The 12,069-nt window shown below is 54.1% G+C and carries 11 protein-coding genes and 1 tRNA gene; 8 read left to right on the top strand and 4 right to left on the bottom strand.

Features of this window, described 5'->3' with window-relative positions; all coding sequences use genetic code 11:
• Window positions 1-84: 84 nt before the first annotated feature.
• On the bottom strand, window positions 85-1,395 hold the full coding sequence (locus tag J6J28_RS00055; RefSeq protein ID WP_301719204.1) for a hypothetical protein: 1,311 nt from the start codon (window positions 1,393-1,395) through the stop codon (window positions 85-87).
• A gap of 124 nt (window positions 1,396-1,519) precedes the next feature.
• Between J6J28_RS00055 and J6J28_RS00050 the strand changes: the two genes are divergently transcribed.
• The 6 genes from J6J28_RS00050 (at window position 1,520) to J6J28_RS00025 (ending at window position 8,642) form a co-directional block, all read left to right on the top strand.
• Window positions 1,520-2,416, top strand: a complete 897-nt coding sequence (locus tag J6J28_RS00050; RefSeq protein WP_301719203.1) for a glucosamine kinase nucleotide-binding domain-containing protein — start codon at window positions 1,520-1,522, stop codon at window positions 2,414-2,416.
• Entirely contained in the window at window positions 2,413-3,405 is a 993-nt protein-coding gene (gene nagB-II / locus J6J28_RS00045; protein WP_301719202.1) for a glucosamine-6-phosphate deaminase NagB-II, read from the top strand. Before J6J28_RS00050 ends, nagB-II begins: the two co-directional genes overlap by 4 nt.
• Window positions 3,405-4,529, top strand: coding sequence for an N-acetylglucosamine-6-phosphate deacetylase (gene nagA / locus J6J28_RS00040; RefSeq protein WP_301719201.1), 1,125 nt, complete (start codon window positions 3,405-3,407; stop codon window positions 4,527-4,529). The genes nagB-II and nagA overlap by 1 nt, the downstream gene beginning before the upstream one ends.
• A gap of 1 nt (window position 4,530) precedes the next feature.
• Entirely contained in the window at window positions 4,531-5,808 is a 1,278-nt protein-coding gene (gene gluP, locus J6J28_RS00035; protein WP_301719200.1) for a glucose/galactose MFS transporter, read from the top strand.
• A 62-nt stretch (window positions 5,809-5,870) separates the two neighbouring features.
• Window positions 5,871-7,025: a GGDEF domain-containing protein gene (locus tag J6J28_RS00030; RefSeq protein ID WP_301719199.1), complete on the top strand. Its 1,155-nt coding sequence runs from the start codon at window positions 5,871-5,873 to the stop codon at window positions 7,023-7,025.
• An 81-nt stretch (window positions 7,026-7,106) separates the two neighbouring features.
• Entirely contained in the window at window positions 7,107-8,642 is a 1,536-nt protein-coding gene (locus tag J6J28_RS00025; RefSeq protein WP_301719198.1) for a serine hydrolase, read from the top strand.
• 5 nt (window positions 8,643-8,647) lie between these two features.
• On the opposite strand, the gene J6J28_RS00020 is transcribed toward J6J28_RS00025, so the two are convergent.
• Both J6J28_RS00020 and J6J28_RS00015 read right to left on the bottom strand, forming a co-directional pair.
• Window positions 8,648-9,115: an ion channel gene (locus tag J6J28_RS00020; RefSeq protein ID WP_301719197.1), complete on the bottom strand. Its 468-nt coding sequence runs from the start codon at window positions 9,113-9,115 to the stop codon at window positions 8,648-8,650.
• An 8-nt stretch (window positions 9,116-9,123) separates the two neighbouring features.
• Complete coding sequence (locus J6J28_RS00015; protein ID WP_301719196.1) at window positions 9,124-10,707, bottom strand: leucyl aminopeptidase family protein; 1,584 nt, start codon at window positions 10,705-10,707, stop codon at window positions 9,124-9,126.
• A gap of 164 nt (window positions 10,708-10,871) precedes the next feature.
• Between J6J28_RS00015 and J6J28_RS00010 the strand changes: the two genes are divergently transcribed.
• Window positions 10,872-10,948 (top strand) — tRNA-Arg (locus J6J28_RS00010).
• Window positions 10,949-11,112: 164 nt separating this feature from the next.
• Window positions 11,113-11,508 carry a hypothetical protein gene (locus tag J6J28_RS00005; RefSeq protein WP_301719195.1) on the top strand — a complete coding sequence of 132 codons (396 nt, stop codon included), beginning with the start codon at window positions 11,113-11,115 and terminating at the stop codon, window positions 11,506-11,508.
• 450 nt (window positions 11,509-11,958) lie between these two features.
• Here J6J28_RS00005 and J6J28_RS12725 read toward each other — a convergent pair.
• The coding region (locus tag J6J28_RS12725) for an integrase core domain-containing protein (protein WP_418055168.1) at window positions 11,959-12,069 on the bottom strand (111 nt) is incomplete at its 5' end.

Genomic DNA, 12,069 nt, shown 5'->3' with positions numbered 1-12,069 from the left:
GTTAGAATAGATTATTCCAACTTTAATGTATACCAGGAATATAAAATGGAAAAAGGAAGGGCTGCCCTTCCTTTTGCCAGCCCGCTAGTTTGCGGGATTTGTGAGAAGTGTCTGTACGGTTTCGGTCAGCAGGCGCTCAAGTTTTGCGCCAGCAATGCCTACGTTTTCATAGCTGTTGCCTGCGACTGAGGCTTGTGCGGCGACGGTAAATTCGCGGGTGCCAGAGGCCAGTGGCAGGCAAACGTGCGCCAACGCTACGACTTCACTGGTACCGCGAGTTTCACTGGGACCGGCACCAAGTTTATGGAAGATCCGCCAGTTGCCTGCGGTTGCCTGATCGAGAACTTGCTGGGTGCTGAGTTCCGCCAGTTCTGGCAAGTGGGTTTTTAATGCTGCGGCGATGGCCCGATGCGGCATCAGGCTGGCTCCAGCCATCATCCCGCCGGCGTTGGCACTGTTAGCACTGTGTCCCGGACCGTAAAACAACATCATCACGGCATCATCCGACAGGCCCGGCATACGCGTTTCCGGTACGCGTTTATGGGTCGCCAGACGTTTGAGAAACTCAGCCGAGACCAGTGTCGTCATAGGTTTATTGCCGGTCAGCCCGCAGTCCTCACAACGATAGCCGAGCATGCCGGGGTCACTGTCATAGGGCACAAAAGCCGCACTCACTGAGCGCGACGGTGTTCGCCAAAAACGATCGACAGGGGCATAAGCTGCAGGTCCGTAGGCACCGCGGAACTTGACCTGGGGCTGGCCGATGTGCAGCCAGGCGTCATGGAACAACGCAGTTAAGTAATCGCGCCCGGCGAGGTTAGCAAGGTAATAGGCGTAGGCGTTGGAATTTCCATCTGCAGCACCTGAAGCCTCGTAACTATGCACGCTGGTGATTAAATCCGCTAGTTTAAGGTCGCCCACAGTAGTATCAGGCTGCGCAAAATTGTCGCTCAGCAGCGACAACGCGCCGCTGTACGCCATAATTTTTGACGAGCTCCACGGCTCATACAGATCATCATGGGTCTGCGCATTGGCAAGGTAGCGAAACGCCAGTTCCTCGCCCTTGCGGGCATAATCGATCACTAATACTTTGCCATCCTCGGCACTGGCATCAAAAAAGCTCCAGTCATGCACACTGCGCTCCACCCAGCCCTTGCTCACCCCGCTTTCCCTAACCGTTTTGTAGGAATCACTCGCTGGCGCAATCGCCGGAGCACAGGCCTGCCAGCGTTGCTCGGCGTTTGCTGGTAACAATGGCGGGGCGCCCATTACCTGCTCGTAATAGGCTTCCCCCTGCGGACCTTCATTGTTGGCGATGGCGGTCCCGGCGAAAACCGCGGCGATAGCAAAGACACTCGCCACCGTCGTAGAAATTGAATTTGTTGTTTTTTTCATCGATCGATTCCTTGTTATTCCTGAAACAAGAATAAAGTATTACAACTCATAGAGCAAAGTATGGCAGTATGTTGTGCATTCGCTGGCACAAGAATTGAAATTTCCCAAACGAAAAAGTGAGGCCATGAAGCAAGCAACCTCTTCTCTTTATTATGTGGGCGTAGATGGCGGCGGCACCAAATGCCGCGCCGAGCTCTACAACGTTCAGGGCGAACGGCTTGGCGCTGGTATAGCCGGCTCGGCCAACATTGCCCGGCAGGGCAATACCGCTCAACAGTCCATTCTTACCGCGGTAAGCAATGCGTTTGCCGACGCCTGTCTGAGTCAGGAACATTTTGCCGAGACCACGGTCTGCGCCGGTCTGGCCGGGGCTAACTTGCCCTTTGCTGCCGCGCAGTTACGTGCCTGGCCGCACCCTTTTAAAGCTTTTCACTTCACCTCAGACCTGCACACTGCTTTATACGGTGCCCATGCCGGCGCGAATGGGTCGGTGCTGGTCATGGGCACAGGTTCCTGCGCTGCCGCTTTGGTTGACGGCAAACTGGTGCAGTTCGGCGGGCATGGTTTCTTACTTGGCGATAAAGGCAGCGGTGCCTGGCTGGGCAAACAAGCCGTGATGCATACTCTTGAAGCCCTCGACGGCATTGTTCCCCGTGGCGAGCTGGCAGAGGCAGTGTGCCGTCACTACCAGTGCAGCACCGCGACGGACATCGTTGATCGACTGATTCAGGCCGCTCCCGGTGAGTTTGGTCAAATCTGTCCGAAAATTTTAGAGCTTGCCAGTCAGCACGAAAGTACCGCTCTGGCCCTGGTTGAACGCGGCAGCAGTTATCTCAGCGCCATTGCCCGCCAAGCTCTGCAACTTAGCGGTGGCAAGCTGGTGATCGCCGGCGGTGTCGCCGCCGCAATGACCCCCTGGCTTGATGACGATATTCGTACTGCGCTTCAGGACACCCAATTTGGTCCTGAATGGGGCGCAGTGCTACTCCACCAAAACGGCGGCCTGGGAGACGTATCATGAGCCAGCAAATGTTTGACGAAGCCACCTCAGCCCCTGACATTATCGCCCAGCAGCTGCACAATAACGCTGCCCGCTGCGAGGACATTACCAGTCAGCTCAGATCGCAGCCGCCGCGCACCATCATGATGATCGGCCGCGGCACTTCAGATCATGCCGGCGTGTTCGCCAAATACCTGTTCGAAGTGGGCTGTGGTATTCCAGTAGTTGCCGCCGCGCCCTCCGTTGCGGGGGTGTATAAACGCACCCTGAACCTCGAGGGTTGTCTGGCGATTTGTATTTCGCAGTCCGGGCAAAGCCCTGACATCGTGCAGCAGGCGCAACTGGCGAAAGCTGGCGGTGCGCGTCTGCTGGCGCTGGTCAATGTGGTGGACTCCCCACTAGGTCGGCTGGCCGACGAAGTCCTGCCGCTGCATGCTGGCCCCGAACTTGCTGTGGCAGCGACCAAAAGTTACCTGGCCAGCCTCAGCGCACTGTGCCAGCTATGTGCGTACTGGCAACAGGATCGCGACTTACTACAAGCGCTGGAGCAATTGCCGGAGGCCCTGCGCGAGGGCCAGCAACTGCCCGCCCAACTCGAGGCCACGCAACTCGATGGCTTAAAGCATTGCGTGGTGTTGGGCCGCGGCTTTGGTTATGCCATCGCCCGCGAGGTCGCGCTGAAGCTGAAAGAAGTGCTAAGTATTCACGCCGAAGCTTTTAGCAGCGCAGAATTTCTGCATGGCCCGGTAACACTGGCAGAAAAACAGCTATGCATTATCGACCTGCAGATTGATGATGAAGGCGGCCCTACTCATCAGGAACAAATGCAGGGTATTGCCGCACGCGGCGCCCAACTCATTCGTATGCACGTTCCGGTTGCCCCCCATCCGCGGCTGCAACCTCTGGTACTGATGCAGCGTTTTTATTTAGACATCGAACGGGCTGCGAGGCAGCTGGGCCTCGACCCAGACTCTCCTCCGGGCCTGAAAAAAGTAACGGAAACCCGCTAATGTTTGTATGCGATCAGGTACTTACGCCACAAGGTTGGCGCCAGAACCAACTCATTGAAGTTGCAGCCGGGGTGATTACCGCGATCAGCAACGCCCCCGCCCAGCATAATTATCCCAGCTACCAGGGCCAGTTAGTGCCGGGCTTTATCGACGTGCAGGTGAATGGCGGCGGCGGTGTGTTATTCAATCAGCACCGCAGCGCCAGTGCCTTAGAGCGCATTATGGCCGCCCATCGCGAGCATGGCACTACCGCGCTGCTGCCCACCTTGATCACCGATAGCTACAGTGCAATGCATGATGCTGCAGCCGCCATGAAAGCGGCAAAAGCAGAAGGAATTCCAGGCATCGTCGGCGTCCACTTCGAAGGCCCCTGGCTGAGCACCGCCCGCAAAGGCGTGCACAGCGAGCAGTTTATCCGGCCACCGAGTGCGGATGAGATCGCCCTGCTAAGCGACCCTGCGCTGGGCACTGTGATGGTGACTGTGGCGCCCGAGAATGTATCAGTCGAGGTGATCAAAAAGCTGAGCGCGGCCGGCATTAAGGTCTTTCTAGGTCACTCGGATGCCAGTGCCGCCCAGGTCAATGCAGCACTGGACGCCGGCGCTATCGGCTTTACCCATCTATACAACGCCATGTCTCCGCTGCAGTCACGCGCGCCTGGCATGGTCGGCGTTTGTCTGGCGCGGGACTGTTATGCCGGCTTGATTGTTGATGGCTATCACGTGGATCCGCAAGCCTGTCAGGTGGCCTTCCGCGCCAAGGGTAAAACACAAATGATGCTGGTGACTGATGCCATGGCGTTAGCGGCGACAGACGCCACCGAAGTACCTTTCTTCGATACCCGTATTGTTCGCGATGGTGACAAGCTGACCACGCCTGACGGCACCCTCGCCGGCTCCTGCCTGACCATGATCGATGCTGTACGTAACACGGTTCAGCAGTGCGCTGTCAGTCTCGCAGATGCGGTTGAAATGGCCAGCATTACTCCGGCCCGAATGCTGGGTCTGGACCACATGCTCGGGAGTATAGAGGTCGGTAAGCAGGCCGACTTTATGCTGCTCGACTCTGAACTTAACATCGTGCAACTGTGGCAACAGGGCACCCCGATTCGAAAGGACGCCTGATATGCGCACCCTGATCCCCATGACCACCATAGGTATCTTGTTTTTTATTTTCGGCTTTGTGACCTGGCTTAACGGCGCGTTGATCCCGTTTCTGCAGATCATTTCCGATCTGAGTGAGTTTCAGGCACTCTTGGTCGCCTTCTGTTTTTATATCGCTTACGTGGTCATGGCTTTGCCCATGTCGTGGATCCTCGACCATACCGGCTACAAAAACGGTATGGTGTTAGGCCTGGCGTTGGTAGGTCTCGGCTTGTTCCTGTTCGTACCGGCTGCGAAAACTCACTATTTTAGTATTTTCCTGTTTGCCCAATTTGTGGTGGGCTCAGGGCTCACACTTTTGCAGACCGCCTCCAACCCTTACATTGTGCGCATTGGTCCACATGAGTCAGCGGCCGCGCGTATCGCCATTATGGGCATCCTCAACAAACTGGCTGGCGTCTTTGCCCCGCTGTTTTTCACCTGGCTGGTACTCGCCGACTTTCCAAATGTGAGTGCGGCGAGCATTGCCGAGCTAAGCGCGAGTGAGCGCGCAGCACAGGTCAGCGCCATGGCAGCGAACATCATTCCGCCCTATGTGGGCATGGGGATCGCTATGTTTGTGCTGGCCCTGGGCTTATTCGGTATTAAGCTTCCTCATATCCGCGAAGAAGCGCCTTCCGGTGCTGATGTTCACACGTCGGTACTGCGCTACCCGCAACTGGTGCTGGGCGCCATGGCCTTATTTTTCTATGTCGGTGTGGAAGTTATCGCCGGCGATACCATTGGTATGTACGGCTCACGGCTGGGCCTGGCCAATTACTCCAGCCTGACCTCCTATGTCATGGCGGCCATGGTGATCGGTTATGTGTTGGGCCTGTTGCTCATCCCTCGTTTACTCAGCCAACAGCAGGCGCTGACGGCGTCAGCTGCGCTTGGCTTGCTGTTCAGTGGCGCTTTACTGATGAGCTCCGACACCAGCACCGCCATTGCCAGCCTGTTGTGGGGCTGGAGCAGCGTTCCTGTGGTTCCCAACTCCGTTGCCCTACTGGCGCTGCTGGGCCTTGCCAACGCCATGGTCTGGCCGGCCATCTGGCCGCTGGCACTTGCCGATTTGGGTAAGTTCACCGCCCGCGGTTCCGCCATACTGATTATGGGTATCGCTGGTGGCGCCGTCTTGCCACTGGTCTATGGCGGTCTTGCCGACGCCTTCAGTGCCAAACATGCCTACCTGTTACTGCCAGTAGGCTATGCCGTGATTGGCTGGTACGGACTGGTCGGACATAAGAAGCGGAGCTGGTGAAATTCGTGCTTTCACGCTAAGCTGATAGCTAATAAAAACTATAACGAGAGTCGACGACGCGCGTGCCATTTCACTTACCTACGTTGATCATTACTGTCATCAGCCTGAACCTCATGCTAGGCGGCCTGATGCTGGTGATCTACGAGGTTCGTAAAACCCAGAAATGCTTCTTTACCTGGGGGATTTCCTGTTTCATTTTTGGCATCGCCGTCGGACTCGCCGGCATGCAAACGTACTTTGATCAGGCATGGCTGACCATATTTGTCGCTGACGTGCTGATTATCCTGACACCGTTGTTGTTGTTACATGGGTTGCGTCAGTTCCAGATGCAGCGGCCTGTTTCCTACAAATTAGTAGCGCTGGTACTGAGTTATAGCGCGCTACCGCTGGTGCTACTTTATACCGCCCCCATACATGCCCAGACCTTCACTGCTGTGGTCTGTGCAGCAATCTTTTTGTATGCCGCAATTTACATACTGACCATCCAGCAAGCACCCACCCTGATGCGTTGGATGCTGTTCTTGCTGTTTCTTGCCCACGGCGCGCTGATGCTGACCCAGAGCGGTATGTTGGTACAGAATTTGGCGTTAAAGAATGTGCTCATGCTGCCCTCATCGTTCGAATGGCTACTGATAGGTCACCTGGCGTTAACCACAGGGACCGCGACTCTATTTCCGCTGCTCGCCTTCGCGATGAGTGAGAAACGCCTGCTTGAGGTCACAAATTTTGATGAGTTAACGCATATGCTTAACCGTCGCGGGTTTCTTGAGCGCACTGGACTATTGTTGGCCAAAAATCGCATTCAGCGACGGCCATTTTGTGTGTTAGTGGTTAATCTTGACCAGTTCAAAAACATCAATGCCGACTATGGCGACGCAACTGGCGAGGAGTGCCTGCGTCAAGTCGCTGATATTATTCAGGGTCACCTACGGGAACATGACGTTGCCGCGCGCATCGGCGGTGAGGAGTTTGCCGTCGCTTTAGCGGATGTTGACCGCAACCAGGCTGAACTGATTAGTTACCGCTTGTGTGATCGTATTGGCAAAGCAACCTTAAGCATTCAGGGCGAGATCTTAAAGCTCACAGCAAGTATAGGCGGGATACACAGCCGCTCGAGCCGCTGTGAATTAGACGATTTATTACGAACCGCAGATGAAGCCCTTTACCGCGCTAAATCAACTGGCCACAATCGTTTTGTACTGGCGACTCAAGCTTAACCTACAGGTTTAATAACTGTTGTGATTGGCCGTCATTTAATCAACGCGATCGCAGCGGTTACTATCACGAGGACTGTACTAATGAACAAATTCCTAAAGGTGTTGAGCTTCGGCGTACTCAGCGCAACAACGTTAATCAGCGCGGCCGTGGCAGCGCAAACGGCAGAAGATATCCGCGCGACCGCCAGGCAAACCCTCGAAGCGTTTAATATTCCTGGTATCGCAGTAGTGGCCGTCAAAGATGGCGAAATCATTTTGGCCGAAGGCTTTGGCGTGCGCGATGTTGCCACCGGCGAACCCGTGACCGCTGACACTTTATTCGGTATCGCCTCCAATACTAAAGCCTTCACCTCAGCCGCGATTGCAACTCTGGTTGAGGACGGCAAGCTCGACTGGGATGACAAAGTCATCGACTATATACCCGAGTTTCGCTTAGCCGACGAATCGATCAGCAACCAACTCACCCTGCGCGACATGTTAAGCCACCGGTCCGGTCTGGGCTTAGGCGCGGGCGATTTGATGGTCTGGCCCGACACCGACAAAGGCATGGACGACTTAATCAAAGGACTGGCGAAAGTGCCAGTGCGGGGAGCGTTACGCCAGGGATTTGCTTACAACAACCTGATGTTTATCCTGGCTGGCGAGGTCATCGCCCGCGTCAGCGGCATGCCTTATCATGAGTACATTCGACAAGAGTTCCTGCAGCCCCTGGGAATGGAGGCAACTGCAGTCGGCTATTCTAATATTCCGGAAGGTTACGACAATGTCGCGGTTGGCACCATCGAGTACTACGGCGAGCTCAAGCGTTTCCCTCTCGACTTTCTCGAAGACTTTAGCTCCGCCGGAGCCATGGCAAGCACCGTTAAGGATCTGAGCCAGTGGCTGCTGACCCAGCTTAACCAAGGCGTGACACCTGGCGGCGAGCGCTTATTCAGTGAAGCTTCGCAACACACCATGTGGAACGTCGCAACACCTTTAACCAGCAACGGTGACCCGGCCACGAACTTCCGCGGTGCCGGCCTGGGCTGGTTCGTGAAGGACTACCACGGCGTCAAGCATGTTTCTCATAGCGGTGGCATTCTCGGCATGTTGTCCCTGACCACCCTCATTCCTGAACACGACTTCGGCATGGTGGTGCTGAGCAATCAGCAAGCCTTTGGCGGCCTGACCGCTATCACCGAAGAGACGCTGGAAGATTTGCTGGCTCTGGAAGATCGGGACTGGGTGACGGAAGAGCAGGAGCGTTATCGGCAGTCGCTGCAAGAAAAAACCGACTTCGTGTTACAGCAGCCGACGACCACCCGCCCGGCACTACCGCGAGAGAACTATGCTGGTACCTATCGTGACCCCTGGTACGGCGACGTACTGGTAACACTGGAGGACGACCAGTTGCGCATCAACTTCACCCACACCGAATTGCTTGAGGGCCGGCTCGAACATTATAACGCCGATACTTTTGTGGTGCGCTGGGACGAGCCGCTGCTCGAAGCCGATGCTTTTATCGAGTTTCAGGTGACGCGTGACAACGATGTGCAAGGCGCGCGTATGGAAGCCGTGGCACCTTTTACCGACTTCAGCTTCGACTTCCACAATTTGCGCCTTGAAAAAGTGCAGTGAGCAGGTTACTTGTCCTGCTCCATGTTCTGCCAGTGATGTTGCATTTCAAGGAAGGATAGCGAGGCTGACCAAGTAATCATCATAAAGCCCAGCAGGCCCTCTGTGCCGTATAAAAAGCGCAAAGGGCCCATGGGATAAGCGTCAGCAAAGCCAACCGTGGTGTAGCTGGCAATCGACAAAAAGATAAAATCGAATAACTCAGGATTTGCCAGCGCACCGATACCACCCGAGGGCGCTAAGTCTGCATAATTAAATAACAGCCAGCCACCCACCCCAAACAGCCAAACTTCGCCAATGTGAGCGAAGAACAGCCCGATCAGCAAAACCATGATCCGCGCCCGACGCCGCAGCGAGCGATTTCGCTGCAGCAGTCTACGCAGTCGGAACGACGCTTCGTAGTGCATAAGAATAACAAGCAGCACCAACACTAAGGTGGCGACTGCGACAATCCAGTGAGCACCAGCGAGCATCATTCTCCCCCCTAGTTAGTGCCTGCAGCGCTTACCGGAGACGCTGAGTTGTAGTTCTCGACCCACTCGCTCAGCAGGCGCACGCCATAACCGTTGCCACCTGCCGGGTGAATGCCACTGGCACTGGTGCCGTAGGCATTGCCAGCCATGTCGATGTGAATCCAGGGCGTATCTTTCGCAAAGTGCTGGAGCAGTCGCGCACCGGCCTGAGCGCCCGGCGAGCCGACGTTCTGAATATCCGCCAGCCAGCTGTCGATAATGCCATCATAAGGCCCCAGTGGTAGCTGCCAGACCAGTTCACCGGTGCTTTCTCCCGCCGCTTTCATGGTGCTAATCAGAGCATCATGCTCGGAGAAGATAGCGGCATAATCGGTACCTAGTGCCCGCACTTTCGAGCCTGTTAGCGTCGCGATATCGGCAATCGCCCGCGCCTTCAGGCGATCGCGCGCATACCAGATACCATCCGCCAGAATCAGACGGCCTTCGGCATCAGTGTTGACCACTTCAATACGGGTACCGTCTGCCGCATGTAAAACATCGCCCGGTAAGGTCGCACTGCCTGAGATCAGGTTATGCGATAAGGGCACAACACCGGCAACATTAAGCTCGGCATCTTTGCCGGCAAGCGCCATAACCGCGCCAAGTACAGCCGCACCGCCGGCTTTGTCAGTTTGCATACGAACAATAGAGCTGCCCGAGGTTTTCAGGTTATAGCCACCGGTATCAAAGGTATTACCTTTACCGACCAGAGCAATTGGCGCTTCATTGCCGCCACCTTGGTACTCGACTACCAATAGATGCGATTTATGCTGACTGCCCTGGCTTACGCCATACAGCGCGCCCATGCCCATCTCTTTGACTTGTTCGGGTGTGTAGACCGTGGCTTTGATGTCGTAATTACTCACCGCAGTTTGCGCAATTTCGGCGATTGCCTTGGGGTAGCCATCACTACCTGGTAAGTTGATGATATCGCGCGCCACAAATACGCCGTGCGCCAGGGGCTGCGTATCAGCGTACGCTTGCGCTGCCGCATCGCTCTGATCGCTGTGCCAGTGGACGGTATAGTCGGGCCGCTCAGCTGGCTCACTCTTGTAGCGGTCGAAGCGATAATTGCGTAAGTCCATACCATGCGCCATCGCCGCGACCTGAGTATCACTGAACCCTTTCGCGTGCACGACAACAGTGTCAGCGGCCTCACCTACCTGCACCGCTACCTGTGCACCAAGCTTTTCAGCATCAGCACGCGTCATAGCGGTACCGGTGCCCACCACCCATAAACGTTTCGCATAAAAGCCAGGTAGGGCCAGCAGTTCAACCTGTTGCCCATGCTTACCGGTAAAGTCTTCCAGCGCCAAAGCGCTCTGAACAATACTGCGTACCTGTGGATCCCACATTTCCGGTAAGTGAATAGCGCCATCTTCCGTTTCGGATGCAAGCAACACCAAAACATCGGCGTCGTCCTTATGCTTATGCGCAAACTGATGCTGGGTCTTTACATAATCACTAAAAGCGGCTTGCGCCTGAACATCTGTGCTGAGCGTTGCGCCGCCTGCCAGAGCAGCAGTTAACAGCACCGCCGTTATGCTTTTTTTCATCTTCGGGTTTACTCCATGTTTTAATGATTCACTAAGTGTAAACATGCAACAGCGAGAACGCCAAAACAAGTGATTAATCGTTGAAGTGGGTAGACAATGCGGCGGTTTTTCCCTAGAATTCCCGCCTGCTTGTTCGCAGGCAGATTCATTTCCTAATTTAATGCGCACCCGTAGCTCAGCTGGATAGAGCGCTGCCCTCCGGAGGCAGAGGTCACAGGTTCGACTCCTGTCGGGTGCGCCATATCTCACCATAGATTGACAGTTAATAGACGCTAACACAGAATTGATTGTGCCAAACCTGTGCCAATTATTTGTCAGTTTTACTTGATTGATTTCAGAGGCATACTTGAAACTCAACTTTGGCTAACTGTCGGCACATTTCAAATCATAAAAGCAAGGGAAGCTATGACTAAGCACTTTCAAACCACGGTACTTATAACAGCAGCGCTATACACGGTTTTCTTCTTCATGCCGTACATTTGGCAACATATTTATGCTGAAGAAGTGGTTTATATCCTATCTGCCTCTGGTACAGGCGGAATGCTCGAACCGACGAATCCATTTCCATATATTTATTCAGTGTTATATGTAGTGAGCCTTCTTGGACTCTATACATTTAAGAAATTCGCTAAGTGGTTATTCAGCATTCTTATTGCCTTTAATCTGCTTGTTAGTCCATATGTCCTGGGAGTCAGCGTTTCGATATACCTAGATATGTCTATTGGGTATTTACTTACTCTCTTTGAAGGGGCGTTAATATTGATGCTCTTTAGTGATGAAATTAGCGGCAAGCTTAAATAAAAGAAACTCCCTTTGAGAGCTTGTAATCATCCTGCAAAATCGGAAGAGTCATCAGTAAAAATCTCAACACTCCAGTAAAACTGCAAGCTTATCCATCTGCAGCTGATAACCCTCTAGGTTCTCCGTTTTAAATTTTACCAAGTTCATCAGCTTCCATTTTACCGATGGAAATTGATGATAGTCATATACAGACCAATCCGGCTCTAATCGATTAAAGTCCAGTAGAAATTGTTTATCCGCCTCGTTAAAATTCCGATGTATCGCATCTATGAGTCTATCTCGCGTTGCTTCAAAATCGGCATAGCTAAATGCGCGGGTGCTGTCTATCCAACGCGGCACAGATTTTCCCACCGTAAAGCTGACCCAATGGCACCACCGGCATCGCGCAGAACACGTTGTATTGTGACAGGCCCCCATTATTAGAACCACTCGAAGAATGAATTGAGCTGTTCAATTTTCAATGGATGCCACGAACTGCAAGGGTGGCAGGTTATTTAAAGCCCGATGAGGTCGACTCTTGTTATAGTCATCCCGCCAAGCTTCGATTTTTAATTTAGCATC

The organism is Pseudidiomarina terrestris, assembly GCF_030466375.1.
Classification (GTDB): domain Bacteria; phylum Pseudomonadota; class Gammaproteobacteria; order Enterobacterales; family Alteromonadaceae; genus Pseudidiomarina; species Pseudidiomarina terrestris.
The sequence above is the reverse complement of the archived record's forward strand: the minus strand, read 5'-3'. Positions and strand labels throughout refer to the sequence as shown.